Raw genomic sequence first — 24,528 nt, 5'->3', positions numbered from 1 at the left:
TCCGACAGGGAGCGCGCCCGGTGACTGCCACCTCGCGCCCGTCGCCGCCCCTCGGCGAGGGCGACGCCGCCGACTCGGACGTCCCGCCGCTCCCCGAGGGGCCCGACCTCGCGGGCGGGTGGCGCGCGCGCCGCCCGACCTGGCCCGCGGTGGCGACGGTCGCCGGGCTCGTCGCCCTCGTCTGCGCGGTCCTCCTGCCGCTGCTGCCCGTGACCGTGTCGCAGCCCGAGGTCACCTGGCCGGCCGACCCGGCCGATCCCCGCGCGACCACGCTCCAGCTCACGACTCAGCGGCCACTGTCCATCGACGTCCGAGCGGACTGCGAGGCGGTCCGCGCGGCCGCCTCCGCCGGCACGGGCGACGCCCTCGGGGCCCCGGGCGACGGGCTGCTCCTGGCCACGCTTCCGCCGGCCTCGAGCTCGGCCCGGGTCGGGTTGATCGCGACGGTGGAGGACGACCGGCTCGCCGTCGTCTCCCGGGGCGTCCCTCTCGCGGCGGTGCCACTCCCGCCCGGGCCGTGCGCGATCGCGATCACGGGCGATCTCGCCGGCATGACCATGACCGTCGACGGCCGGGTGGTCGGCCGCGCCGGCCCCGAGGCCGTGCCCGACGTGGACGCCCTGGTCACCTCGGTGCCGCCGCGTCCCGGCGGCGCCGGGCTGGACGTGCGGCTCACCGTCGACGACCAGTTCTCCACCTCGCCGACGCCACTCAAGAGTGCGGTCATCGTCCTGCTGCTCGTCGCGGTCGCGGTGGTGCTCGTCGCTCTGTGGGAGCGCGACCGCGTGGTCCGCGCATCGCGCTGGGACGACCGCGGGCCCCCCGGCCGGTGGGGCCTCGGCCGGTTCCGGCGCTGGGCCGCCCTGCCGCCGAGACAGCGCCCGCTGCCGCGGGTCGTCGACCTCGTCGTGCCGCTGATCCTGGTGCTCTGGACCTTCATCGGCCCGATGACCGACGACGACGGCTACTACGCCGCCATGGCCGCCAACGTGCCGCACACCGGCTACGTCGCGAACTACTACCAGCTCTACAACCAGGGTTTCACCCCGTTCACGTGGATCTACTACGTGCTCTCGGCGTGGCAGGGCGTGGCCGGGTTCAGCCCGGTCGTCCAGCGGATCCCCGCGCTCCTGCTCGGGCTCGCCAGCTGGTTCCTGCTGCGCGCGTACGTCGCCCGCGCCCTCCCCGCCGGAAGCGGTCGCGGGCGGGCCATCGCGCTGCACGTGGTGCTGGCCATCGCGTTCGTCGGCTGGTGGCTGCCCTACGACGTCGGTGTGCGGGCCGAGGCCGTCGTGGCGACGAGCGTCGTCGCGAGCCTGCTCTGCCTGCACGTCGCCCTGGAGCGCGACCGGTGGCTATTCGCCGGGATCGCGGTCGGGATCGCGTCCTTCGGGGCGACAGCCGCACCCACCGGGTTCGTGGCTCTCGCGCCGTTGCTGGCGTCGGTGCCCGCCGTGTGGCGCGGGCTCGCGGAGGTCGGCTCGAGGTGGCGACGGGTGGCCACCTTCATGGCGCTGGCCTCGCCCGGAGCGCTCGTGGGCGTGCTCGGGTTCGCGGACGGGTCGCTGCGCGACTTCACCCGCGCCCAGCAGATCTTCCTCGGGATGCAGGCGCAGGAGACCTGGTACTCCGAGATCGTCCGGTGGAGCTTCCTGCTCGACGACGGCGGCCCGATGGGCACGTACGCCAAGCGCTACCCGGTGCTCTTCGGCGTCCTCGCCCTGGTGTGCCTGCTCGCTCTCGTGTCGCTGGCGCGCGGGTGCGGATTGCGCCTGCCGTCGCGCCTGCCCGCAGCCGGCTGGACGCTGGTGCTGGCCTTCGGGCTGCTGTGGCTCACGCCCAGCAAGTGGACCCACCACTTCGGCACCCTCGCCACCGTCGGTCCGGCCGTGATCGCGCTGACGGTGGTCGGGGCGCCGGTGCTGTTGCGCGAGGCTCGCCGCGCGCGTCCCGAGGTGGTCGAGGGGACGCGGGACCGCCCGTCACGGTGGCTCCCCCCGCTGCCGGCGGTGATCGCCGTCGGCGCGCTCGTCGTCGTCCTCGCGGCGTTGAGCGGCCACGGCGTCCACAACTGGCCCTACTCGTGGATGCTCGGCCTGCCCGACCCCTACCGGGTGCCAAGCGTCGCGTCCGTCTCCTTCGACCAGCCCCTGTGGTGGCTGCTCGGGGGTCTCCTCCTCACCGCGGCGACGCTGCTGGTCGTCCGGAGATGGGCGCCGTCGTGGCGCCCGGTGGCGCCGGTGATCGCGGTGTCGCTGACCGCGGGGGCGGTGCTGCTGGTGTCCACGACGTACCTCGTCGGCAGCTTCGTGCTCGCCACCGTGAACACCGCCGACGGGTACTCCCCCTGGGCCGACGCCGTACGGGACCCGCTGGCTCACGACTGCGCCGCGGCGCGACAGATCGACGTCCTCGACCCGGCCACCGCCCGGCCGCTGCGCCCCCTGCCCCTTCCTGCCCCGACGCGTGACGGGACGTCGGTGTTCGAGCCCGGCGGCTGGTTCCCCACGATGCCCCCGCCGGCGACCGGCACCGAGGCATGGGGCAGCTTCGTCGCCCCACCGCCCGGACCAGGGGCCTCGTCGGGGGCCGACGGGCTGGTCGGCAGCTTCTCCACACCCTGGTACTCCATCCCCGCCGACCGCGACGGCGCCGCGATGACCACCTCCGTCGCGGGGCGTACCGGCGGCGGCAACAGCGTGCGGGTCGAGTACGGCCGCATCGTCGGCGACCGTGTCCTGACCGTCGGTGGCCAGGAGCTCGGCCTCGACACCGACGGCAGCGCCGTCGACTCGATGATCTGGCGCTCGGAGCTCCTCGAGGGACCCGACGGCCCCCCGCCCGGGGCCACCGTGCTGCGCCTCGTGGCGGAGGACGTCTCGGTCGCGCAGGGCGGGTGGGTCGCGCTGACCGCGCCGAGTGTCCAGACCTGGCGCACCCTGGAGCAGTACAGCGCGCCGGGCGAGGCCTCGGCGGTGAGCTGGCAGTACGCCTTCCTGTTTCCCTGCCAGCGCAAGCCCGTGCAGTCGCTGGGGATCAACGAGCCGTCCACACTCGGCGTCGTGTGGGGGGACCGCCCGTTGGCGTTCCGCTTCGACGGCATCTGGCAGACCGGGCGCGGTGGCCTGTTCGCCCAGAGCCTGCGCGACTCCGAGGTCACCGAGCTCGCGACCCGACTGCGCGTCGCCCCGGACGGAGCGGCCGGCCAGGTGTATCGCCTGATCCCCCGAGTGCCGCTCCAGCCCTCCTACCGGCTCGACGCACGGCGGGTCGTGGTGCCCGGGTGGGCGCCGGCCCCGAACACGACGATGTCGGTCCCGATCGACCAGCAGGCCGGTGGTGACCGCGCGGACGGGGAGCCGGCGCCCCCCACCGCGGGGTGAGTGGCGCCGACCGTCAGGGACGGCGGAGCAGGAACACCGACGACTCGCCGGTGCCGGACCGCAGCACGAGCCGACCGGCGAGGAACTGAGCGAGAGCCGGGACCGCGTGCAGCCCGGCGTCCAGCAGCTTCGGCAGGCGCCCGTACGGCACGTCCCAGAGACCGTCGGTGCCCTCGCGCTCCACGACGAACCCGCGCTCGGTGAGGAACGAGCGCCACTGCGCGTGGGGCTTGAGGTTGATGTGGGTCGGGTCGGCGAAGCCCATCCACGCGTCGCCGGCCAGGCGCCGGCCGCGGCCCGCCGGGTCGGGCATGACCACCAGCGCGTGACCGCCGGGACGCAGGATGCGCCGCCAGGTCGCGAGGGTCGCGTCTGCGGTGGGGTCGTTGAGGTGCTCGAGCACGTGGATGGCGGTCAGCGCGCCGAAGGTCCCGTCGCCGAGCTCGGCCGCATCCGTGGTGATCGTCGCGCCGGGGGCGTTGGCCCGGGCGGTCCGAGCGGAGTACTCGGAGATCTCGAACCCGGCCGCCGGACCGAGCGCGGAGAGTCGCCGCACGAGGTGTCCCGTGCCGCAGCCGAAGTCGAGGTAGGGGCCGCCGGCGGTGTACCGCTCGACGAGGCGGGTGTACCAGCGCAGGGCCGGGCGGTCGTCGGCCTGACCGTTGCCCTGGTAGTAGGCCTCGTCGTAGTCCGTGCTGCTGCCCGGGATCTCGCTGGTCACGCCTCGTTCCTCTCGTCGGGACCGTGGTCGGTCCGGCGGCGCGAGGCCGCCAGGATCAGGGCGCTCACGACGGCGCCCACCGCGCTGCCCACGCCGAACGCGACCTCACCGGAGAGGATCACGCCGGGGACCAGCCAGAACGTCAGGCCGGCGGCCACGAGGCCGGCGGTCCAGCTCAGCGCGACGTCGCGGTGGCGGCCGCGCGCCACGTGCACCTGCGTGACGACGACGAGCCCGATGTGGGCCAGCACGCCGCACAGGATGATGGCCAGGTCGAGCCCGCCGATGACGTAGTCCGGGCCGAACACCAGCGAGACCACGGACGGGCCCAGCCACCACGCCAGCGGCACGCCCACGGCGGCCACGGCCCCGAGCACTGCGACGCCCTTGACGAGCATCAGCAGCACCTCGGCACGGCGGTCGGCCGCCATCAGCCGGGTCAGCGTCGGGACCACCGCGGACTGCAGGGGCACCACCATCGACAGCGGGGCCTTGGCCAGCGTGAAGGCCGCGACGAAGACGCCGGCCGCGGCCTCGCTGCCCTCGCCGGCCTCGGCGACGACGAGCACCGGCAGCCCGTTGAGCAGCAGCTGCGCGCACACCGAGCCGACGAGCAGCGGCAGCGCGTCGCGGGTCAGGGCGCGGGTGGTCGCGGGCGGGCGCGGTCCCGGCGCCGGTCGGGCCCAGGCGACGGCCCGACGCCACGCCCCCGGCAGCTGCGGGACGTGGGCCAGCGCGATCGCGGCGACGAGCGCCCAGCAGAACGCGGAGGCGCTCGCCCCGCCGACGACGAAGATGGCCACCGCGATCCCGAGCCGCGCCACCGCGTCGAGCACCATCACCAAGGCGTGGCGCACGAGCCGGTCGGTGCCGATGAGCGTGCCGCGCACGAGGAACTGCCCGGCCGACACCACGCACAGGGCGACCAGGGCGAGGAGCGAGGACACGTCCCCGTCGAGCGAGCGCGACACCACCGGCAGCGTCACCAGCAGCACGAGCAGCGCGATGACGGTGAGCACGCCCGCGGCGCCGACGGCCGCGCGCAGCAGCGCGCGGCGGTCACCGGGCAGCGGGAGGCGGCGGGCGAGCTCCTGTTCCAGCGGCAGGAACGCGCCGAACCCGAGGACGAGGGCGAGCGCCCAGAACGACCCGAACGTCGCGTACTCCGCGGGCGGCAGGGCCCGGGCGACGACGGCCAGGTAGACGTTGACGATCAGGCCGGACACGAGGACGCCGAGGCCGGCCGCGCCGACCAGCCTCCTGGCCCCGACGCGGCCGGGCGCCGAGTCGCTCACGGCGAGCGACTCATCACTGGGTGCTGCGATGCCGGCCAGCCTAGCCCGCCGGGAGCCCCGGCCCGGCGGTGGGCGCGCCGGGGGTCATCCGTCCTGCTCCGCGAGCTGCCGGATGAGCCCGCCGTCGAGGACCATGCGCACCTGGCGCTCGGAGAGCTGGTGACGGAACGTCATCTCCTCCCCGTCGACGGTGCCGGTGATCCGGTCGCCCTGCTGCAGTTGCTCGTGGACGTTCTCGAACGCCAGGGTGGCGCCCTTGTCGACCTTGTCGCGGTCGCCCTCCTGCGCGAACTCCAGCGCGAGGATCCCGAAGTTGGCGAGGTTCTGCCAGTGGATGCGGGCGAACGACTCGGCGACGACGACGCGCAGCCCGAGGTAGCGCGGGCAGATCGCCGCGTGCTCGCGGGAGGAGCCCTGGCCGTAGTTGTCGCCGCCGACGATGGCGTGGCCCGTCGAATCCTTGATCTCTTCGGCGTTCGCCGGATAGTCCGGGTCGATCCGCGTGAAGGCGAACCGCGCGAGCGCCGGAATGTTCGACCGGTAGGGCAGCGCCTCGGCGCCGGCGGGCGAGATATCGTCGGTGGAGATGTCGTCGCCGACGGCGAGCAGGACGGGCACCTCGAAGGAGTCGGGGAACGGGTCAAACTCCGGCAGCCCGGAGATGTTCGGGCCCTTGACCAGCTCCTCCTGCGCAGCGTCCTCGGCCGACGGCGGCTCCTCGAGCATGCCGGGGATGACGGTCGGCTCGGGCAGACCGAGGTCCTCCCACGTCAGGTCGAGCTCCTGCGCGAGCTCCCGCGGGTCGGTGATCTCGCCCTTGAGCGCGCTGGCCGCGGCCGTCTCCGGCGAGCACAGCCACACCTGGTCGTCGGCGCCGCCGCCGGAGCGGCCTGGGAAGTTGCGCGGGAACGTCCGCAGCGAGTTCGTGTTCGGGGCGGGGGCCTGGCCCATGCCGATGCAGCCGAGGCAGCCCGACTGGTGGATGCGGGCGCCGGCCTGGATGAGCGACGTCGTGCCGCCCCAGCGCGTGAGGTCGGCGAGGATCGGCCGCGAGGTCGGGTTGATGTCGAAGCTGACGCCGTGGTGGGTCTGGCGGCCCTCGACCATGCGGGCGGCGATGGCGAAGTCCCGCAGGCCGGGGTTGGCCGACGAGCCGATGACGACCTGGCCCACGGGGGTGCCGGCGACCTCGCGGACGGGCACGACGTTGCCGGGCGACGACGGCTGCGCGATCAGCGGCTCGAGCTCGGAGAGCTCGATGTGCTCGGTGACGTCGTACTCCGTGCCCTCCTCGGCGACCAGCTCGGAGAAGTCCTCCTCGCGGCCCTCCCCGGCGAGGAAGCGCCGCACCTCGTCGTCGGCCGGGAAGACGGTCGTCGTCGCGCCCAGCTCGGCGCCCATGTTGGCGATGACGTGCCGGTCCATCGCCGTCAGCGTCGCCAGCCCTGGCCCGTGGTACTCGATGATCCTGTTGGTGCCGCCCTTGGTGCCGTGGCGGCGCAGCATCTCGAGGATGACGTCCTTGGCCGAGCACCACGGCGGCAGCTCGCCCGTGAGCTCGACGCCCCAGATCTCGGGCATGCGGATGGTCAGCGGCTGGCCGGTGATGGCGAGGGCCACCTCGAGCCCGCCGACGCCGATCGCGATCATGCCCAGCGACCCGCACGCCGGCGTGTGCGAGTCCGACCCGATCATCGTCTTGCCGGGCTTGCCGAACCGTTGCATGTGCGTCGGGTGCGAGACGCCGTTCCCGGGCTGGGAGTACCAGAGCCCGAAGCGGCGGCTGGCCGAGCGCAGGTAGGCGTGGTCCTCGGCGTTCTTCTCGTCGGCCTGCAGCAGGTTGTGGTCGACGTACTGCACCGAGACCTCGGTCTTCGCCCGCTCGAGCTCCATCGCCTCGAGCTCCTGCATGACGAGCGTGCCCGTCGCGTCCTGGGTCAGCGTCTGGTCGATGCGCAGGGCGATCTCCTCGCCCGGCGTCATCTCGCCGTCGACCAGGTGGGACGCGATGAGCTGGTGGGCGACGCCGTGCGGCATGGGGGCCTCCCGAGGCCGGTGGTGGGGCGAGCAGCGATGGCGGGATGGATACCCCGTTCGGCTGCCGTTCGTGCACCGGCCGGGCGGGCGGGTGGTGCCGGGCGGTGTCGGTGCCGGCGGCCCCGGATCTCGTCGCTAGCGTGGTGACCGTTCCGGAGGGGGGATGGTGTGAGCACGGACGTCCGACCCCGGGACCCGGACCTCACCGAGGCACCCCCGCGCGCCGGCACGCTGCGGTCGGTCGCCGGGGTGGTCGCCGTGGTCGCGGGTCTCGTCGCGGTCGTGGGTGCGCTGCTGCTCCCGTTCGCGCCGGTCTCGGTGAGCACGTCGCAGGTCAGCTGGCCCGCCGATCCGGGCGATCCCACCCCGACGATGCTCCCCCTGACGGCCTACGAGCCGGCGACGCTGGAGGCCCGGTTCAGCTGCCGGACGGCCCGCGCCGCCGCGGCCACGCCCGACAGCGTCGTGCTCGCGACCATGGGGCCGGCCTCCCGCGACGCCGACGCCGAGGGCCTCACCGTCACCGCCCGCGACGGCGCGCTGCGCATCCGCAGCGGCGGCTCGGACTTGTTCACCGGGCCCCTGCCGGCCGGTGACTGCGGATTCGTCGTGGCCGGCGACGCCGACGCGGTCCAGGTGGTGCGCGACGGCGCCGTGCTCTCGACCACCGTCGCCCGCACGGCGCCGACCGACCCGGACGCGCTACCGGACTCGGAGCCCGCGCCCGGTCGGATCACCCCGCTGCCCGAGGTGGACGCCCTGCGGACCTCGGCGCCCGCCGCGGCCGACGCTACGCCCGCCGACCTGTCGGTGCGCCTGGTGCTCGACGACGCCTTCGACCACTCGCCCTCGCCAGTGAAGGCGGCGCTCGTCGCGACGATGCTCGTCGCGCTGGCCGTCGGGGCGGTCGCGGTGGTCGTCGCCGCACTCGCCGGCCGTCCCCGCGGTCCGGGGCGGGCCGGCGCCCGCCTGGCCGCGCGGGTGCGCCACCGCCTGGCGCGCCGGCAGGGCGCCCGTCCGTGGGGCCTGCGGCCGCGGGTGGTCGACGTCGTCGTACCGGCCGTGCTCGTCGCCTGGGTGTTCCTCGCCCCCCTGACCGACGACGACGGCTACTACAGCGCGATGGCCGCCAACGTGCCCTTCTCCGGGTACGTCACGAACTACTACCAGCTGTTCAACCAGGGCTACACGCCCTTCTCGTGGCCGTACTACGCCCTCTCCTGGTGGCAGGGGCTCGCCGGGGACGCGCCGGTGGTGCTGCGCCTCCCGGCCCTTGCGCTGGCGCTCGGGACCTGGTTCCTGGCCCGGGCGTACGTGTCGTCGACCCCGCTGCTCGGGCCGCGGATGGTGTCGGGCCGCTGGGCCGGGGCCGTGGCGCGCTGGGCGATGGCCGCGGCGTTCCTGGCGTGGTGGATGCCCTTCGACATGGGCGTCCGCCCGGAGTCGGCGATCGCGTTCTGCGCCGTCGCGTCGCTGGTGGCCGTGGCCGAGGGCCTCGAGCGGCGTCTCCTGCCGCTGCTCGGGCTCGCGGTCGGCCTCGCGGCGACGGGGCTGATGGCCGCGCCGACGGGGTTCGTGGCGCTCGCCCCGGTGATCGCGGGGGCGCCGGCGACGTGGCGCCTGCTGCGCGAGCGGTCCGCGTCGTGGTGGGCGCTGGCCGGGCGGCTGGTGCTCGTCCTCGCGCCCGCCGCGGTGGGCAGCCTGCTCGGGTTCGCCGACGGGGCCTACCGCGACTTCGCCCGCTCCCAGCAGATCTTCGCGCCGCTGCAGCGGGCGCAGACCTGGTACGAGGAGGCGCTGCGCTACGCGGCGCTGCTCAACCCCACGTTCCACCACGGCTCCTACGCCCGCCGGGCCGCCGTGCTGGTGGGCCTGCTCGCGCTGCTGGTCTACGTCGTCCTGCTGGTCGCGGCCCGCGCGCGGGAGCTGCTCGTGCCCGCCCGCGTGCCGCTCGCGCTCTGGTCAGCGCTGCTGGGCTTCGCGCTGCTGCTGCCCACCCCGAGCAAGCCGACCCACCACTTCGGCGCGCTCGCCGGGCTCGGGGCGGTCGCGCTCGCGCTCGCGCTGGTCGACGGGGTCCGCCTGCTCGCCGCGCTGGACCGGGGGCGGCGTGTGCCGCAGGCCGCGCTCGTCGCCGGAGCGGTCGCGACCGTGCTCGTCGTCGCCCTGGTGTGGCGCGGCCGGGACATGTGGCCCTACGAGTGGGGTCTCGGGATGCCGTCCTACGGCGACTTCCCCGCCGTGCACGGCATCGACCTCGGCGGGCCGCAGTGGTGGGCGCTCGGGCTCGCCGCGGTCGCCGGGTTCCTGTGGCTCGCCGCGCGGCGGCGGGCGCCCGGGCTGCGCCGGCTCGCCCTGGGCGCCGCCGTCCCGGTGGTCGTCTGCGTCCTGCTCGTGGGGGCTACGGGCTGGACGCTCGCCGACGGCGCCCGCGCGGTCTCGCGCACGGCCACCACCTGGTCGCCGCAGGTCGACGCGCTGCGGGATCCCCGGGGGGCGCGATGCGGCCTCGCCCAGCAGATGGACGTCCTCGACCCGCGGACGAACCGCCCGCTACCGGTCGCGGCCCCCGCTCCCGCCGGCCAGGGCGACGGGTTCGTCCCCGGCGCGGCCTTCCCCACCGACCCCGTCCCGCCCGACCTGCCGGCGGGGACGCCGGTGTGGGGCAGCTTCCTGGTGCCGGCGGAGGCGCCGGGGGCGCCGGCCGGGACCACCGCGGACACCCGCACCGGCACGTTCACCTCGGACTGGTTCCGGCTGCCGCCCGGCGATGCGTCCGGCGTGGTGGTCGGGGTCGCCGGCCGCACCGGGGGCGACGTCTCCGTGCGCGCCGAGTACGGGCGGGCGACGCCGAGCGGGATCGTCCCGTCGGGGTCCCGTCCGGTGGCGACCGACAACGAGGCCACCGCCTGGCGCACCGTGCCCCTCGTCGACGGCGCCGCCCCGCCCGCCGGGTCCGACGTCGTGCGCCTCGTCGCCGAGGACCGCAGCACCGTGACGGGCGGCTGGGTCGCGGTCAGCGCGCCGGTCGCGCGCTCGTGGGTGCCGCTGACCACCTACCTGCCGCCGGGCACGCCCGTCGGCGTGGCGTGGCAGATCCGCCCGTTCTTCCCCTGCCTGCGCCAGCCCGTGCAGCAGGCCGGCATCACCGAGGCGACCGTGGCCGCGATCGCCTACGGCGCCACCGTCGACGAGGCGCTCGCCGACTGGACGTTCGACGCCCACCGGGGCGGCCTGCTCGGCCACGCGGAGCGCGAGGCCGCGCCCGAGCGCGGTGCCACGCGGCTGACCACACGGGTACGCGACGTCGGCGATCGGGTCGACGACGTCTACCTGTTCGACCTGCGCCCGCCCTACCCGGTCGGCGGCTACACGCTGACCCGCGGCCGGGAGACCCTCCCCGGGCTCTGAGCCCCGGCCCCGCTCAGCCCGGCTTCGCCGCCGCCTGCGTCACGTAGGCCTCGACGACCTGGCGGGCGTCGTAGATCGTGCGCGCGCTGCCCCAGGCGTTCGGGTCGAGACGGTTGTGGACCCAGCCGCCGGGCAGCTGGCGCGTGCCGAGCGACAGCGTGCCCACCTCGCGGTGCCAGATGATTTCGGACTGGAATCCGCGTGGATCGTCCCAGTGCCACGAATAGCCGTAGTCCTCCGTCTGCTCGAAGACCTCGACGCCGTCGATCTCCATGGCACTCCGCCTCTCCGCCGAGACCCGGTTGGCGGGCCGCGATCTAGGATCGGTGGCCGCCGTGGTCCTCACGCGCGGCACTCGGAGCATTTTCGGTGTGGCGCCCGGCCGAATGGCCTTCTGCCGGACGGATCGAGGTGGAGGAATCGTGACCGTCTACGTCTCGTTGCCCCAGATTCCCCTGACGCTGAAGTTCGAGGAGGACCTGGACACCGTCGTCACGCGCTTCCAGCAGCTGATCCGCGACGGGGAGGTCCACCGCTACGCGTTCGCGGACACCCAGGCGGTCGTCGTCAACTACGGGGTCATCGCGTCGGCGACGTTCTCCGAGGGACCGCGGACGCTCGAGGTGTCCGAGCTCAACCGGGGCCTCTCGGCGCGCATCGACGACGCCTGACCCGGGAGCCTGCCCCATCCGGAGCATCTCGATCTTCCGTCAAGGTCAACAAGAGCACCGCTCACCGCACCGGCGGTGACGCATGTGCCGCGTGTTGTTACCGTGCGCAGCATGCAACGCGTGGTAGGGCTGCTCGCCTTGGCCCTCGTGCTGTTCTGGATCATCGACTCGCCGCAGTCGGCTGCCGCCACGGTGAGCAGCATCCTCGCGATCCTGGCCAGCTTCGCCGCATCGCTCGTCACCTTCGTGACGGCGCTGTTCTGAACCAGCGCACCCACGTGTGAGCCCGGGGGGACGTCGGGCAGCCCGCGGGCATGCAGGAACACGAGTTCGTCAGCGCCGTCAAGGAAAGCCTCTCGCTCCCCGACAACCAGAGTGCCGAGCGCGCGGTGCGCGCGACGCTCACCGTCCTCGGCCAGCGCCTCGCCGGGGGCGAGGCCAAGGACCTGGCGTCCCAGCTCCCCGGCGGGCTCAAGGACGTGCTGCCCGCCGAGGGCGGCGGTGAGCGCTTCGGCGTCGACACCTTCTACGAGCGCATCGCCGAGCAGGAGGGCGACGGCGTGGCCGTCGCGCAGGCACGTCAGCACGCCCGCGCCATCGCGAAGGGCCTCGAGACCGCCCTGACCGACGGCGAGTGGCAGAACTTCACGAGCCAGCTCCCCCAGGACTTCCAGGACTTCCTCGGCACGGAGCCGGTCCAGAAGCACTGAGCAAGCACTGAGCAAGCACTGGGGCAAGCCGAGGAGCCTGGTCAGGCTCCGGCGCGGCGGGCGACGTCGACGACGTAGTCGCCGTAGCCGGAGCTGGCCTGGCGTTCGCCGAGGGCGAGGGCCTGGGCGGGGGTGATCCAGCCCTTGACCAGGGCGATCTCCTCGAGGCAGGCGAACCGCACGCCCTGGCGGTGTTCGAGGACCTGGACGTACTGGCCGGCCTCGATGAGGGATTCGTGGGTGCCGGTGTCGAGCCAGGCGAACCCGCGGCCGAGGTCGATGAGGCGGGCGTCGCCGCGGGCGACGTAGGCCTGGTTGACGTCGGTGATCTCCAGCTCCCCGCGCGCCGAGGGGGTCAGGCCGGCGGCGATGTCGAGGACGTCGTTGTCGTAGAAGTACAGCCCGGTGATGGCCCGGTTGGACCGCGGCCGTGCCGGCTTCTCCTCGATCGAGAGCAGTCGGCCGGTGTCGTCGGCCTCGCCGACGCCGTAGCGGCCGGGGTCGCGCACCGGGTAGCCGAACAGCACGCAGCCCTTCTCGCGCTCGAGGCGCGCGGCCTCGGCGGCGAGCAGGGTGGAGAAGTGCTGGCCGTGGAAGATGTTGTCGCCCAGCACCAGCGCGGCGGTGTCGTCGCCGACGTGCTCGGCGCCGATGACGAACGCCTCGGCCAGCCCGTTGGGAGCGGCCTGCTCGGCGTAGGAGAACCGGACCCCGAGCTCGGAGCCGTCACCCAGCAGTCGCTGGAAGGCGGGCAGGTCGACCGGGGTGGAGATCACCAGGATGTCGCGGACACCGGCCAGCATCAGCACCGAGATCGGGTAGTAGATCATCGGTTTGTCGTAGACCGGCAGCAGCTGCTTGGACACCGCCCGGGTCACCGGATGCAGCCGGCTCCCGCTGCCGCCGGCGAGCACGATCCCCTTCATCGGGTCGCCCCAGCGCCGCTCCAGTCCGTGCCGGCGCCCTCGACCACGGGGCTGCGCCCGATCAGCGGGCGCCACCACGCCTCGTTGGCGCGGTACCAGTCCACGGTCGCCGCGATGCCCTCGTCCCAGGACACCCGCGGCGCCCAGCCCAGCTCGGCGCGCAGCTTCGAGCTGTCGAGCAGGTAGCGCCTATCGTGGCTGGGCCGGTCGGGCACGATCGTCTTGAACTCGGGGCCCAGACCCAGCGCGCCCAGGATCGTGTCGGCGATGCCCTCGATGTCGACCTCGTGCCCGGAGCCGACGTTGTAGGTCTCCCCGACCCGCCCGTGGTGGATCACCGCGTCGATCGCGCGGGCGTGGTCGTCGACGTGCAACCACTCGCGGCGGTTCTTCGTGCTGGCGTAGAGCGGCAACGCCTGCCCGTCCAGGGCGCGGGTGGTGAACAGCGGGATGACCTTCTCCGGGAACTGGAAGGGCCCGTAGTTGTTGCTGCAGTTGGTGATCGTCACCGGCACGTCGTAGGTCAGCCCGTACGCGCGCACCACATGATCGCCGCCGGCCTTCGCCGCGTTGTAGGGGGTGCGGGGGAGGTACGGCGACTCCTCGGTGAAGGCGTCGTCGACGTCGAGGGGCAGGTCGCCGTAGACCTCGCAGGTCGAGATGTGGTGCAACCGCGACACCCCCACCCGCCGCACCGCCTCCAACAGGCCCTGGGTGCCCATCACGTTGGTCGCGAAGAAATCACCGGGCCGCAGGATCGCCAGACTGTTGTGGGACTCCGCGGCGAAGTTCACCACCACGTCCACCCCACGGCTGCGCAGCAGGTACGCCACCAGCTCGGTGTTCGCGATCGACCCCTCGACGAACTCCACACCCTCCAGGCCCGCCACGTTCTCGCGGACCCCGGCGTAGGTCAGCGCGTCCAGCGCCACCACCCGGTCCCCCGGGTGCTCCGCACGCCAGTACCGCACGAAGTTCGACCCGATGAACCCCGCCGCACCCGTCACCAGCACCGACGCCATCGTCCTCCTCCGGGCACCCGGACAGCGTCAGCGATCGTGCCACGGGCGAGCACCTACGCTGTCGACCGGTGGACATCGAGCAGCTGGCCGTGCCCGGGGCGTGGCGGTTCACGCCGCGCGTCTTCCCCGACGACCGTGGGGTCTTCGCCGCGCCCTTCCAGGGCGAGCCCTTCCGCGAGACCGTCGGGCACGGCCTGACCGTCGCCCAGGCCAACACGAGCACCTCACGCCGCGGCGTCCTGCGCGGCGTCCACTACGCCGACGTCCCGCCCGGCCAGGCCAAGTACGTCCAGTGCGTGGCCGGTGCCCTGCTCGACGTCGTGGTGGACATCCGCGTCGGCTCCCCGACCTTCGGCCGCTGGGATGCCGTCCGGCTCGACCCGGAGACGATGTCGGCGGTGTACCTCTCGGAGGGCCTGGGCCACGCGTTCCTGGCGTTGGAGGACGGGACGGTCGCCAGCTACCTGTGCTCGACGCCGTACGACCCCAGCGGCGAGCACGGGGTCGACCCGCTCGATCCCGCCCTCGCGCTGCCGTGGACGCAGCACATCGCCGCCGAGGACCTCGTGCTGTCCGAGAAGGACCGCCGGGCACCCACCCTCGAGGAGGCCCGGGAGACGGGTGCCCTGCCCACGATGGCGGCGTGCCGGGAGCGGGTCGCCGCCCTCGGCCGGTGAGGTCAGAGGCTCGCGGGGGGCGGCGGGGTCGCGCCGCCGTCCGCGTCGACCGCCTCGCCGGGCAGGTGGACGTCGGTGATGACGACGTTGAGCTCGACGACGGTGACGCCGGCGATCTCCTCGACGGCCTTCGGCACGTGGCGGCGCAGGGCGCGCACGAGCTCCCGGGCGCCCACGCCGTACTCGATCTCCACGTCCAGGCCGATCCGGGCGGTCTGGTCGGCGAGCTCGACGCGCACGCCGGCGGTGTTCTCGGTGTTGCCGGTGAGGGTCTGGCGCACGGCACCCACCGCGCGCGACGCGCTGCCGCCGAGCGCCACCACCCCGGGGATCTCCCGCGCGGCGAAGGCCGTCACCTTCTGCACGACCGACGGGAGGACCTCGGTGGTGCCCTCGACGGTCGTCGGGTCGCCGGCGGCACCGGGCACGGACGTCGCCGTCGGGGTCGGGCTCGCAGGGGTGCTGCTCGGACGCTGAGCGCTGGTCATGGCGGCCGAGTACCCCGCGACGCCACGACGGAGTCCGCCCGATGGGTGCTCTCAGGGACTCTTCAGGGCTGGTCAGCGGTCCCGGGGCAGCAACGGGCCGAGTGGGCCGAGATCCAGGTTGAGGTCGGCCGGGGTGAGCCCGAACTCCTCGGTGAGCTCGTCCATCGCCTCGGCGAGGTGCATCAGCGCCGTGCCGAGGTCCTCCTCCTCCTGCTCGGTGAGGTCGCCCTGGTCCACGCGCCGGATCGCCTGGCGCTCCATCAGCTGGCGCAGCAGCTCGACGATCGTGAGCACCAGCTTCATGAGGTCGCGGCGGACCTCGTCCTTGTCGATCTCGACGCGGTTCGGACGCTCAACCACGACCTGCCTCCAGCGCTGTCCCGGCCTCCGGCGCGCCAGCTCCGCTGCGCTCCGTGTCGCCTCGCTCGGCCTGCTCGGCCCGCTCGGCCCGCACCGCCAGCGTCCCGGGACGCTCGACGGGGGCGATCGAGGTGATCAGTGCGCGCAGCGAGACGCGGACGAGGTCGACCCCGGCGAGCGAGATCGTCAGGTCCCCGGCGAGGACCACCCCGCCGGCCAGCAGCCGGTCGAGGAGGTCCACGAGGGCGACCTCCTCGTCCCCGAACAGCGACGTCGCCCGCGGCTCGAGCTCGCCGGAGCTCACGGCGTGGACCCCTCCGGCGCCGCCTGGGCGAACGAGTACGGCACCCACGGGCCCGTGAGCTCGACGCGAACCTGCCGGTGGCCCCCGTAGGAGGCCACCAGCTCCCGCAGCGCGTCGGTCCGCTCGACGGGCACGAGGTAGGCGCGGTTGAGCACCATCGGGTCCGACTCCCCGGACAGCGTCGCGTCCTGCAGGCGGTGGGTCCGGGACGCGACGGCGAGCGCCGTCGCCGCGGCGTCGACCTCCCCCGCGACCTCCCGGGCGGCGTCGAGGGCCGTGTCCCCTTCCCGCAGCGCCGCCCGGCGCCGGCGCAGGTAGTCCGCGCCCGAGCGCGGCTTCTCGTCGCCCGCCTGCTCGCGCGCCGCCCCCGGGCGGCCGTAGACCTTGACGCCCCACTCCGCCCGTCCCGCGAGCTGGTCGAGCACCGCCGCGAACGTCGCGCGGCCCTCGGTGAGGACGGCGCGGACGCGGTCGTCGTCGAAGTAGACGGTGGCGAGGGCGAGGGGCGCGACGAGGTGGTCGCGCCCCAGGGTGTCCACGACGTGGTGGTGCGCCCGCGCCGTCGCCGCCAGCCACTCGAGGTCCTCGAGACGCTCCTCCAGCGCCCGCTCCTCGAACTCCGCACGGTCCACGTCGCTCACCACGGCCGCGACGCCGGCGGCCTCGACCGTGCGCACCGGCCGGCCGCCGACGCCCCGGAGCGCCCCCGCGGCTCCGGGGTCGACGTCGCGGGCGAGCGCGTAGACGTACGTCAGCGTGTCGCTCACTGCTTGCTCCCGCGTCGCCGCGAGCCCTGCCCGGAGCGACGCTTGGCCGGGGCGGGTTCCGGGTCGGGCTCCTCCTCCGGCTCGGGCTCCGGCTCGTCGAGGTCGTCGACCTCCTCGGCGTCCTCGATCTCGGCGTCCTCGATCTCCTGGGCGTCCTCGATCTCGTCGCCACGGTCGAGGGCCGGGGCGTGGCCGTTGCCGGCCTCGAGGGCCTCGAGCCGCTCGCGCAGGCGGCGATTCTCCTCCTCGAGCTCGCCCTGCTTCGACGACAGGGTGGGATCGCGCTCCCACCAGTCGATGCCCATCTCCTTGGCCCGGTCGACCGAGGCGACGACGAGCCGCAGCTTGATCGTCAGGAGCTCGATGTCGAGCAGGTTGATCTGGACGTCGCCCGCGATGACGATGCCCTTGTCGAGCACCCGCTCGAGGATGTCGGCGAGGTTGGTGCCGTCGCCGCCGCCCTGCTGGGCCGGCTGCCGGCCCTGTTGTTGGGACACCGACGGCATCTGCCCGGTCCAGCGCACCGGGTCACTCATGATCTCTCCCTCTCGCGTCCCCCGGCGTCAGTCGTCGTCGCCCCGCCCGCGGGTGTAGCGCTTGACGCGGCGGTAGCTGATGAGGTCGCCGTCGGCGTCCATCTCCGCCTCGTACGTCGCGAGGAGGTCGTTGGTCTCGGGGATCTTGCGGGTCTCGACGACCTCGAGACCGACGACCCAGCCGTCGTCCGCCTTGCGCACCGACGTGACGGCCTCGCTCGGCTTCCCGCTCATCTCCTCCACCTGCTCCGCCGCCCACCGCGCGATGTCGCGGGCCTTGATCTTCTTCGGACGCTCGGGCTCGGGCTCGGGCTCCGGTTCGGGTTCGGGTTCGGGTTCAGGTTCGGGTTCGGGCTCCTCGTCGACGTCCTCGACCTCGTCCTCGAGCTCCTCGTCGGCCTCGTCGTCCAGGTCGTCCTCGGCCTCGTCGTCCAGGTCGTCCTCGGCCTCGTCCTCGAGGTCCTCGTCGAGCTCCTCGCCGTCGACGTCGTCCTCGTCGTCGAGCTCGTCCTCCGGGACGTCCTCCTCGACCGGCTGCTCGTCGAGGTCCTCTGGCTCCGGCTCGGGTTCGGGCTCCGGTTCCGGTTCGCGGCGACGCCGCGGACGCTCCTGGTCGGGCGCCCGGTCGCCGTCCGCGCGGCGCCGGCGGCGGGGACGCTCCTCGTCCGGGGTGTCCTCGGCCGTGCGGCGCCGGCGGCGGGGACGGTCGGTCTCCGCCGCCTGCTCCGGTGGGTCCTCGGTGCTCGCCCCACGACGGCGCCGCCGTGGACGCTCCTCGGGCGCGTCGGCGTCGCCGGCGTCCCCCGCGGGGCGACGGCGGCGTCGGGGGCGCTCCGCGTCGTCGCCCTCGGCCCGGCGACGGCGGCGCGGGCGGTCCTCGCCGCCCGAACCGTCACCGCTGTCGCTGCCCGTGCCGTTGCTGCGCCGGCGTCGCGGCCGTTCCTGCTCGCCGCCACGCGTGCTTTCGGCCCCGTCGCCCTTCGATCGCCGCCGGCGGGGTCGTTCCTGGTCCGTGAGGGCCGGACGGTCGTCGTCCGGCGCGGCCTCGCGGTCGGCGGAACGCGTCACCCGCCGCCCCCGCCCACGAGTCGCTGCAACAGGACCTCCTGCTGCTCGTCGCGCTCGGCCTCGGTGATCTCACCGCGGTCGAACGCCGCGTCCAGCTCGTCGATCTGCGCCCGGATCACGGCCGGGTCGTTCATCTGGTGATCGACCTGATCGGCGATCTTCTCCCCCACCCACGCGACGCCGCGCACCGGCGCCAGGGGCAGCAGGAGGAGCCCGGTGAAGAAACCCACGTCGTCGGCCCCCGCCCTCAGGCCTGTGCTTCTTCGGGCGCCTCGAACTCCGGGAGGAAGTCGAACGCCGCGGTCGGGCCGATCAGCCGCAGGTCGACCCGGCCCGCCCACGCGTCACCCAGCTCGTCGACGGCGCGCTCGAAGTCGCTGCGGTGGTCGGTGCGCACGAGGAACGCCAGGTGCACGGCGCCGTTCTCGCCGCCCGCCTCCTTGACCTCGGTCGCCACCGCGAACTTCGACAGCTCGTCGACGCACGCCTGGGCGTCCTCGGCGCGGAGCTGGTCCATCGCGTTGGAGATCGCCTCGCCGAGCCGGATGCGGTCGTAGTAGCTCGCGTCCTCGTCGACCCCGGCGATCTTCTCGCGCATCTGCTGGATGCGCGGGTCGGCCTCGAGGATGCGGGTGAGCACCGCGTCCTGCTCGTAGTCGCCCCGCAGCCGGAACTCCTGGTGGCCCTCGAGCTGCTCGAGCGCCCGCACGAAGTAGTCCTGGTGGGGGCCGAGCAGCTCGTCGGCGACGGCGTCGTCGTCGGTGACGACGGCCCCGAAGCGCATCGGCAGGACCGGGGTCTCCTGCGCGATGCCGTTGAGCACGGCCTCGTGCGCCATGAGGTCGCGGCGCGTGCCGAGCGCGCGGTCGGTCGACACGTCGCTGACCACGGCGGCCAGGCGGCCCTCGGTGACGAGGCCGAGCTCGCCGTCCTCGTCGCCGTAGGGGATGGGCTCGAGGCCGTCGGGGATGCGGACCCCGGCCGGCACGATGCCGTAGATGTAGGAGCCACGGGTGGTGCCCTGGCTCGACGAGGTCTCCTCGGTGGTGGTCACGTCGGCCCCCTCACGCCTTCTCGCGCTTGTTCTGGCGCTCGCCACGGACCTCGTCCCACTTCTCCTTGCCGGCGTCGAGCACGCCCTTGGCCTTGCCCTTCGCCCCGCCCTCCGCGACGCCCTCGGTGGCCCCGCCGAGGAACTCGCCGAGGTCCTTGCCGCCCTTCTGGTGCAGGTCGAGGCGGTTGGTGGCCTCGGCGAAGCGAAGGTAGGTGTCGACACTGGCGACGACGATGCGGGCGTCGATCGTGATCAGCTCGATCCCGACCAGCGACACCTTGACGAAGGCGTCGATGACGAGGCCCTTGTCGAGGATGAGGTCCAGGACCTCCGCGAGCCCGCCCTGGGGCTCCTTCTGGACGCCGCCTCCGCCTTGCCGTTGGCTGACGGTCACGGGGCCCCCTCTCTGTTGATGGGGCACGGCGCCGGCACGCGTGCCGGCGCCGTGATGGGTGGTGTGACGGTCAACCCGGCTGTGCTCTCAACCGGGAGGGCGGCTCAGGCCGGGGTGCGCTGGCGCCGGGAGCGGCGTCGCGGCCGCTCGTCGGTCTCGCCGTCGTCCTCGTCGGCCGGGGCGTCCTCGTCCTCGAGATCGTCCTCGTCGACGGGCTCGCCGTCGAGATCCTCGTCGTCGAGGTCGTCCTCGTACTCGTCGTCGAGGTCGTCCTCGCCCTCGAGCTCCTCGTCCTCGGCCGCCAGGTCGTCGTCCGGCTCGTCCTCGGGCTCGCCCTCGAGGTCCTCGTCGGTCTCCTCGGCGTCCTCGAGCTCGTCGCCCTCGCCGTCCTCCTCGGCCGCCCGCTGCTCCTCCTCGAGGGCTTCCTCGTGGGTCTTGACGACCTCGGAGTCGCGGATCTCGCCGCGCCAGCCCTCGAGCTCCTCGCGGTTGATGAGGGTGTCCATCATGACGTGGCGGCAGAAGTGCTTGAACTCCAGACGCGCCCGCCGGCCGACCGCCCGCCACAGGTTCCCGGTCTTCTCGAAGAATCCCTGCGGGTAGTACTCCATGATCAGGACGATGCGCGTCAGGTTCGGCGCGAGCTCCGAGAACGTGACGATGCCGTCCGCGTGGCCCTTGGCGCCCTCCGACACCCACAGGATGTGGCTGTCGGGGACCTGCTCGCGGATGGTCGTGGTCCACGACCGCCGCGACCAGAACACCTTGGCCGTCCAGACGACCTTCTCGTCCGACTCCTGGTTGACCGTCTCGACCTTCTTCATGAAGCTCGGGAAATCGGCCATCTGGGTCCACTGGTCGTAGGCGACGCGCAGCGGCACCCCGACGTCCTGGACCTCGAAGATGTTCATGAACTTGAACTTGCCGCGGCCGCTGCCGGAGCCGCCGCCCCCGCCGCCGCTGCCGTCGGAGTCCTCGTCGCCGTCGTCGTCGCCGCCGCCGAGACCGACCGCTCCCAGGGCCTTGTCCTTCACCGTCGAGAGACCGCTCTTGATCGCGCCCCCGATGCCGCCGCCCGACGAGTCGTCGTCATCGTCGTCCGACGAGCCGACGCCGAACGCTGAGCCGAGGGTGCTCGGATCACCGGCGACGCCGGTGAGCTTGCTGGTGAGGCCCTCGACCTGGTCGAGGGCCGTGTTGACCGCCTTGTCCGTGGCCGCTTTCAGCAGGGCCTGCGCGGCCTGCTTCAGACGGTCGGTGGGCAGCATGTCGGTGAGCGAACCGGCGTCGGTGTCGGGCCGGTGCCCGTTCGAGGAGGCCTGCTCGGCGACGTCAGTCATCGGCGGACTCCGTCCCGCGCCGCGAGCCCGAGCCCGCCGTCGCGCGGCTGCGCGAGCCCGACGACCCCGAGCCCGAGGAGCTCGACGACGACCGCGAACGGCCGCTCGACGAGGAACCGCTGGAGCGCTTCGCGCTCGAGCCGTTGCTGGCGCCGCGCGACGACGAGCTGCCCTCGCCCGACGAGCCCGACGAACCCGACGATCCCGAGGAGCCCGACGACGCGGTCGAGCGGCGACGGCGCTCCTGCGAGCCCGACGAGCTGCTGCCCGAGCTGCTGCCCGAGCTGCTGCGGCTCGACGAGCCGCTGCTCGAGGACCGGCCCGCCGACGGCGGCCGGGAGGCACGACGGCGTCCGGAGGCCGAGCGGCTCGGCGCGGTCTCCTGCGCCTCGTCGTCCTCGGTGTCCTCGCCGCTGTCCTCGACGTCGTCGACGTCGGTGTCCTCGGTGTCCTCGGCCTCGACGTCGTCGACGTCGTCCTCGAGGTCGTCGGCGTCCTCGATCTCCTCGGCGGCGTCGACGCCCTCCTCCGAGGGCTCCTCCGCGGCCTGCTTCTTGCGGCGACGGCCCGAGAGCCCGCGGGCGGTGCTGCCGACGGCGCCCCCGACGGCCTTGCCGGTGCCCGAGGCGACGTCGCCCACGGCGCCGCCGGCCTGGCCGACGGCGTCACCGGCCGCACCCGCGGTCTGGCCGGCCACCTGACCGGCCGCGCCGGCGGCGTCGGCCGCGGGCTTGCCGAGGTTCTCGACGCGGTTGACGAGGTTGTCGGTGAGGGCCTCCATGCGCGAGCTCGCGACGGCCAGCGCCGCGTCCTTGCCCGCCTCGAGCAGCCGGCCCCGCACCGCGGAGTCGAGCTTCTGGAGCTCGGGCGAGGACGACACGAGCTTCGAGACCATCCCCAGCAGCTGCGTGGGGTCGGTGGTGATCTTCTTCCCCGCCAGCGCGCCACCCAGCATGATCGCGAGCTTCATCTTCTTCGTGCGGCCCAGCAGATAGCCGCCGATGACCGCTAGCGCCAATTTCAGGCCGGTTCCGGGCACCGTGCACCTCCGAACGGATTGGTCTCACCTTCGCGGTGGACCACTCGCCCGCCGCCATGCGGGCCGGACATTACATCGCGCCGTTCGGGAAAGCGCTAGACCATGAAGATCAAAAAAGGCCTGCGCCGATCGCCGCAATTGAAGATCACGTGGGCACGAAGCGACATCCGGCATTCGGGTGTCATTCTTCTGCGTATTCCTCTACGGCCGTTCGCCCAATTCACGATGGGCACGTCGCCACAGCGAGATGAGCTGAATGCGCGAACACCGATGCTCTCGATCATGCGCACGGAGGGCACGCAGAATGCGCCTTCTCGTCACCCAGCGCAGTGATCGGCGTCACTCGGCCCTGCAAATGAGGCCGAACGGCCGAAGTTCGCAGTCCGGATAGGTCAGGCGCGATACGGCCAGATGCCTCGACGGACCGTGTGGTGGAGGACTCTAGTCGACGTCGGCGACGTCGGCGACGTCGAGCACGGCGTCGACCGCGCGGCGCAGCGCGCGCCACGCACGGACGCGCGCGCGGAGCACGCGGGTACCCGTGTCGGTCAGCTGGAGGCGCCGCCGATCGGGGTCGGCGACACGCTCGACGAGACCGCGCCGCAGGAGGTGGTGCAGCGTGCGCTGGACGGTCGTCGGCGGGGCCGCGAGACCCCCGCCGCTGTCGCTGCGCAGGCGTGCGACGAGCTCTCGCCCGTCGGCCGGCCCGGCACGCAACGCCGCCAGCACCAGCAGCTCGACGTGCTCCTGCGACGCCAGGCGCGCCGTGCCCCAGCGCCGCCCCGTCCCCGCTCCCGCGCCCGGCGCCGCGGCCGGTGCCGGGCGTGCCGTCCCGGTGGTCGTCGACCGGCGGCGGGGGGCGGGCACCGCGGGTGGCCCGGCCGGGGCCGGGGCCTCGTCGGCGGGCACGGCCGACGACGTCGGCGGCCCGGTCGGCTCGGCCACCGGCTCGCCCGTGTCCCCGCCCGTGTCCCCGCCCGTATCCCCGCCCGTCTCCTCGGTGGTGCGCCGCGGCCGGGGCGGGAGCAGGCCACGCAGGCTCGCCGCGGCCGGCGGACCGAACGCGGCGCTGAGGTCCCGCCGCTGGTCCTCGTGCGGGTCGTCGGCCGCGTCGTGATCGCCGACGTGGTCCCGGCTCGTGTGGGGCTCGGCGGTCACGGGGCGGCCTCCTGCTCGCGGTCGGGGACGGTGGTGGCGGCGGGGCTGCCGGTGCTGTCGGCGCCGTCCTCGGCGGCGCGCAGCAGGGTGAGCAGCTCGACGCCGAGGTCGCGGTAGTCGCCGGCGACGCTCGCCGCGGTGGGCGAGAGCCGTCGCGCCGTGGGCTCGCCACCCTGGCGCAGCGCCGCCCACCACGCGGGCTGGGCGGCGACCTCCTGCTCGAGCTCGTGCGCGAGGCGCCCGAGGCGCCGCGCGTCCTGGGCGGTGCGCTCGGCGTGCCGGATCGAGGTCGAGAACAGCGGCGAGTTCCCGCCGAACGCCTGCGCGACGGCCTCGCGGACCTCGGAGTGCACGACCCGCGAGCGCGAGCCCGTCGCGAACAGCACGGCGCCGAGCAGCCCGAGGTCGGGGTTCAGCTCGCGGGCGAGGGCGAAGCGCTCCCCGACCAGCCGCATGCCGACGAGGCCGCCGCCGTCGGACTTGGTCGGCATGAGCACCCAGCGGGCAGCGGCCAGCGCGAGGTCGGTGAGGATCGTGGTCTCGGGCGGGCAGTCGACGAACACGAGGTCGTAGTCGCCGGCCACCGGGGCGAGGACGTCGGCGAGCACCAGGAACGCGGGCCGGCCCCGCTCCTGCACCCGCGACACCATGACCGGCACGAGGTCGGCGAGCCGCGCCCCGCCCGGCACGACGTCCAGGCCCGGGCGGATGTCCGTCGCCGGCCGCAGCGGCGTGCCCGCGACCACCGAGAGCAGGAGCCCCGCGCCCTGGTCGTCGGCCGGGCCGTCGCGGAAGCCGAGGTCGTCGGCGAGGTTCGCCTGCCGGTTGAGGTCCACCAGCAGGCACCGGTACCCGGCGGCCGCGAACTGCCCGGCGAGGTTCGCGACGAGCGAGGTCTTCCCGACCCCGCCCTTGTCGTTGACCATCGCGATGGTCCGGGCCAGCGCGTCCCGGTCGGGCAGGGCGTTCGCCGCGGCGGTGGCGGTCGGGGCGGCCGGGGGGGCCGGCGGCGCGGCGGCGGGGGCGGTCCGGGCGGTCCGGGCCCGCCCCCCGTTGCCTCCACGGCGGCCGGCGGTGCGGGCGCCGCGGCCCGCCGCTCCGGTCATGCGGCGAGGGTGCGTGCCCGTTCCGCCCGCGGCAAGGCCGACACCCCCGCCCGCCCAGGTT

Annotated in this window: 25 protein-coding genes; 6 read left to right on the top strand and 19 right to left on the bottom strand. The window is 74.1% G+C overall.

Annotated elements, in window-relative coordinates; genetic code table 11:
- Positions 1-20: 20 nt before the first annotated feature.
- Entirely contained in the window at positions 21-3,383 is a 3,363-nt protein-coding gene (locus ABD994_RS23050; protein ID WP_345420779.1) for an arabinosyltransferase domain-containing protein, read from the top strand.
- A 13-nt stretch (positions 3,384-3,396) separates the two neighbouring features.
- Here ABD994_RS23050 and ABD994_RS23045 read toward each other — a convergent pair whose 3' ends face one another.
- From ABD994_RS23045 to ABD994_RS23035, 3 genes are all read right to left on the bottom strand, one after another.
- Positions 3,397-4,104: a class I SAM-dependent methyltransferase gene (locus ABD994_RS23045; protein ID WP_345420776.1), complete on the bottom strand. Its 708-nt coding sequence runs from the start codon at positions 4,102-4,104 to the stop codon at positions 3,397-3,399.
- The gene (locus ABD994_RS23040) at positions 4,101-5,399 is read right to left on the bottom strand and encodes a lipopolysaccharide biosynthesis protein (protein WP_345420773.1); all 1,299 of its coding nucleotides are present in this window, start codon (positions 5,397-5,399) and stop codon (positions 4,101-4,103) included. Before ABD994_RS23040 ends, ABD994_RS23045 begins: the two co-directional genes overlap by 4 nt.
- Positions 5,400-5,483: 84 nt before the next feature.
- Positions 5,484-7,436 carry an aconitate hydratase gene (locus ABD994_RS23035; RefSeq protein ID WP_345420770.1) on the bottom strand — a complete coding sequence of 651 codons (1,953 nt, stop codon included), beginning with the start codon at positions 7,434-7,436 and terminating at the stop codon, positions 5,484-5,486.
- Positions 7,437-7,604: 168 nt separating this feature from the next.
- On the opposite strand from ABD994_RS23035, the gene ABD994_RS23030 reads away from it, so the two are divergent.
- The gene (locus ABD994_RS23030) at positions 7,605-10,847 is read left to right on the top strand and encodes an arabinosyltransferase domain-containing protein (RefSeq protein WP_345420767.1); all 3,243 of its coding nucleotides are present in this window, start codon (positions 7,605-7,607) and stop codon (positions 10,845-10,847) included.
- A gap of 13 nt (positions 10,848-10,860) precedes the next feature.
- Here the strand turns inward: ABD994_RS23030 and ABD994_RS23025 are convergent, their stop codons facing one another.
- A complete protein-coding gene (locus ABD994_RS23025) occupies positions 10,861-11,121 on the bottom strand; it encodes a hypothetical protein (RefSeq protein WP_345420764.1) in 261 nt (86 codons plus the stop codon).
- Positions 11,122-11,269: 148 nt separating this feature from the next.
- Here ABD994_RS23025 and ABD994_RS23020 point away from each other — a divergent pair, with 148 nt between their 5' ends.
- From ABD994_RS23020 to ABD994_RS23010, 3 genes are all read left to right on the top strand, one after another.
- The gene (locus tag ABD994_RS23020) at positions 11,270-11,518 is read left to right on the top strand and encodes a hypothetical protein (RefSeq protein WP_345420761.1); all 249 of its coding nucleotides are present in this window, start codon (positions 11,270-11,272) and stop codon (positions 11,516-11,518) included.
- Positions 11,519-11,629: 111 nt separating this feature from the next.
- On the top strand, positions 11,630-11,782 hold the full coding sequence (locus tag ABD994_RS23015) for a hypothetical protein (RefSeq protein ID WP_345420758.1): 153 nt from the start codon (positions 11,630-11,632) through the stop codon (positions 11,780-11,782).
- Between the two features lie 50 nt (positions 11,783-11,832).
- Complete coding sequence (locus ABD994_RS23010) at positions 11,833-12,228, top strand: DUF2267 domain-containing protein (protein ID WP_345420754.1); 396 nt, start codon at positions 11,833-11,835, stop codon at positions 12,226-12,228.
- Between the two features lie 41 nt (positions 12,229-12,269).
- Here the strand turns inward: ABD994_RS23010 and rfbA are convergent, their stop codons facing one another.
- The gene (gene rfbA, locus ABD994_RS23005) at positions 12,270-13,154 is read right to left on the bottom strand and encodes a glucose-1-phosphate thymidylyltransferase RfbA (protein ID WP_345420751.1); all 885 of its coding nucleotides are present in this window, start codon (positions 13,152-13,154) and stop codon (positions 12,270-12,272) included.
- The gene (gene rfbB / locus ABD994_RS23000) at positions 13,151-14,176 is read right to left on the bottom strand and encodes a dTDP-glucose 4,6-dehydratase (protein ID WP_345420745.1); all 1,026 of its coding nucleotides are present in this window, start codon (positions 14,174-14,176) and stop codon (positions 13,151-13,153) included. The genes rfbA and rfbB overlap by 4 nt, the downstream gene beginning before the upstream one ends.
- Positions 14,177-14,244: 68 nt before the next feature.
- Between rfbB and ABD994_RS22995 the strand changes: the two genes are divergently transcribed.
- The gene (locus ABD994_RS22995) at positions 14,245-14,853 is read left to right on the top strand and encodes a dTDP-4-dehydrorhamnose 3,5-epimerase family protein (protein WP_345420740.1); all 609 of its coding nucleotides are present in this window, start codon (positions 14,245-14,247) and stop codon (positions 14,851-14,853) included.
- Positions 14,854-14,855: 2 nt separating this feature from the next.
- Here the strand turns inward: ABD994_RS22995 and ABD994_RS22990 are convergent, their stop codons facing one another.
- The 13 genes from ABD994_RS22990 to ABD994_RS22930 form a co-directional block, all read right to left on the bottom strand.
- The gene (locus ABD994_RS22990; protein ID WP_345420737.1) at positions 14,856-15,341 is read right to left on the bottom strand and encodes an Asp23/Gls24 family envelope stress response protein; all 486 of its coding nucleotides are present in this window, start codon (positions 15,339-15,341) and stop codon (positions 14,856-14,858) included.
- Positions 15,342-15,413: 72 nt separating this feature from the next.
- Positions 15,414-15,701 (bottom strand): gas vesicle protein K, encoded by a 288-nt coding sequence (locus ABD994_RS22985; protein WP_345420734.1) that lies wholly within the window; start codon positions 15,699-15,701, stop codon positions 15,414-15,416.
- A complete protein-coding gene (locus tag ABD994_RS22980) occupies positions 15,694-16,005 on the bottom strand; it encodes a gas vesicle protein (RefSeq protein WP_345420731.1) in 312 nt (103 codons plus the stop codon). The genes ABD994_RS22985 and ABD994_RS22980 overlap by 8 nt, the downstream gene beginning before the upstream one ends.
- Positions 16,002-16,772 carry a GvpL/GvpF family gas vesicle protein gene (locus tag ABD994_RS22975; RefSeq protein WP_345420728.1) on the bottom strand — a complete coding sequence of 257 codons (771 nt, stop codon included), beginning with the start codon at positions 16,770-16,772 and terminating at the stop codon, positions 16,002-16,004. Before ABD994_RS22975 ends, ABD994_RS22980 begins: the two co-directional genes overlap by 4 nt.
- Positions 16,769-17,308, bottom strand: a complete 540-nt coding sequence (locus tag ABD994_RS31715) for a gas vesicle protein (protein ID WP_425550110.1) — start codon at positions 17,306-17,308, stop codon at positions 16,769-16,771. The genes ABD994_RS22975 and ABD994_RS31715 overlap by 4 nt, the downstream gene beginning before the upstream one ends.
- 27 nt (positions 17,309-17,335) lie before the next feature.
- Entirely contained in the window at positions 17,336-18,376 is a 1,041-nt protein-coding gene (locus ABD994_RS22965) for a gas vesicle protein GvpO (protein WP_345420725.1), read from the bottom strand.
- Positions 18,373-18,606, bottom strand: a complete 234-nt coding sequence (locus ABD994_RS22960) for a gas vesicle protein GvpG (protein ID WP_345420722.1) — start codon at positions 18,604-18,606, stop codon at positions 18,373-18,375. The genes ABD994_RS22965 and ABD994_RS22960 overlap by 4 nt, the downstream gene beginning before the upstream one ends.
- Positions 18,607-18,623: 17 nt before the next feature.
- Entirely contained in the window at positions 18,624-19,430 is an 807-nt protein-coding gene (locus ABD994_RS22955) for a GvpL/GvpF family gas vesicle protein (RefSeq protein WP_345420719.1), read from the bottom strand.
- A 10-nt stretch (positions 19,431-19,440) separates the two neighbouring features.
- Positions 19,441-19,824 (bottom strand): gas vesicle protein GvpJ, encoded by a 384-nt coding sequence (gene gvpJ / locus ABD994_RS22950; protein ID WP_345420716.1) that lies wholly within the window; start codon positions 19,822-19,824, stop codon positions 19,441-19,443.
- 104 nt (positions 19,825-19,928) lie between these two features.
- Positions 19,929-21,164 (bottom strand): SRPBCC family protein, encoded by a 1,236-nt coding sequence (locus tag ABD994_RS22945; protein WP_345420713.1) that lies wholly within the window; start codon positions 21,162-21,164, stop codon positions 19,929-19,931.
- On the bottom strand, positions 21,157-22,203 hold the full coding sequence (locus ABD994_RS22940) for a hypothetical protein (RefSeq protein ID WP_345420710.1): 1,047 nt from the start codon (positions 22,201-22,203) through the stop codon (positions 21,157-21,159). The genes ABD994_RS22945 and ABD994_RS22940 overlap by 8 nt, the downstream gene beginning before the upstream one ends.
- Positions 22,204-22,644: 441 nt before the next feature.
- Positions 22,645-23,361: a PadR family transcriptional regulator gene (locus tag ABD994_RS22935; RefSeq protein WP_345420707.1), complete on the bottom strand. Its 717-nt coding sequence runs from the start codon at positions 23,359-23,361 to the stop codon at positions 22,645-22,647.
- On the bottom strand, positions 23,358-24,467 hold the full coding sequence (locus tag ABD994_RS22930) for a ParA family protein (protein ID WP_345420704.1): 1,110 nt from the start codon (positions 24,465-24,467) through the stop codon (positions 23,358-23,360). The genes ABD994_RS22935 and ABD994_RS22930 overlap by 4 nt, the downstream gene beginning before the upstream one ends.
- Positions 24,468-24,528 lie beyond the last annotated feature (61 nt).

It is taken from the genome of Actinomycetospora chlora, from assembly GCF_039542135.1.
Taxonomy (GTDB): Bacteria; Actinomycetota; Actinomycetes; order Mycobacteriales; family Pseudonocardiaceae; genus Actinomycetospora; species Actinomycetospora chlora.
Note: the sequence above shows the minus strand (reverse complement) of the source record. Positions and strands in the feature narration are given on the sequence as shown.

Bases quoted from the DNA above. Each gene is read 5' to 3' on its own strand.
- ABD994_RS23035 (WP_345420770.1), bottom strand. From the start codon at position 7,436: ATGCCGCACGGCGTCGCCCACCAGCTCATCGCGTCCCACCTGGTCGAC.
- ABD994_RS23025 (WP_345420764.1), bottom strand. From the start codon at position 11,121: ATGGAGATCGACGGCGTCGAGGTCTTCGAGCAGACGGAGGACTACGGC.
- ABD994_RS23015 (WP_345420758.1), top strand. From the start codon at position 11,630: ATGCAACGCGTGGTAGGGCTGCTCGCCTTGGCCCTCGTGCTGTTCTGG.
- ABD994_RS23010 (WP_345420754.1), top strand. From the start codon at position 11,833: ATGCAGGAACACGAGTTCGTCAGCGCCGTCAAGGAAAGCCTCTCGCTC.
- rfbA (WP_345420751.1), bottom strand. From the start codon at position 13,154: ATGAAGGGGATCGTGCTCGCCGGCGGCAGCGGGAGCCGGCTGCATCCG.
- rfbB (WP_345420745.1), bottom strand. From the start codon at position 14,176: ATGGCGTCGGTGCTGGTGACGGGTGCGGCGGGGTTCATCGGGTCGAAC.
- ABD994_RS22990 (WP_345420737.1), bottom strand. From the start codon at position 15,341: ATGACCAGCGCTCAGCGTCCGAGCAGCACCCCTGCGAGCCCGACCCCG.
- ABD994_RS31715 (WP_425550110.1), bottom strand. From the start codon at position 17,308: ATGAGTGACCCGGTGCGCTGGACCGGGCAGATGCCGTCGGTGTCCCAA.
- ABD994_RS22945 (WP_345420713.1), bottom strand. From the start codon at position 21,164: ATGACTGACGTCGCCGAGCAGGCCTCCTCGAACGGGCACCGGCCCGAC.
- ABD994_RS22930 (WP_345420704.1), bottom strand. From the start codon at position 24,467: ATGACCGGAGCGGCGGGCCGCGGCGCCCGCACCGCCGGCCGCCGTGGA.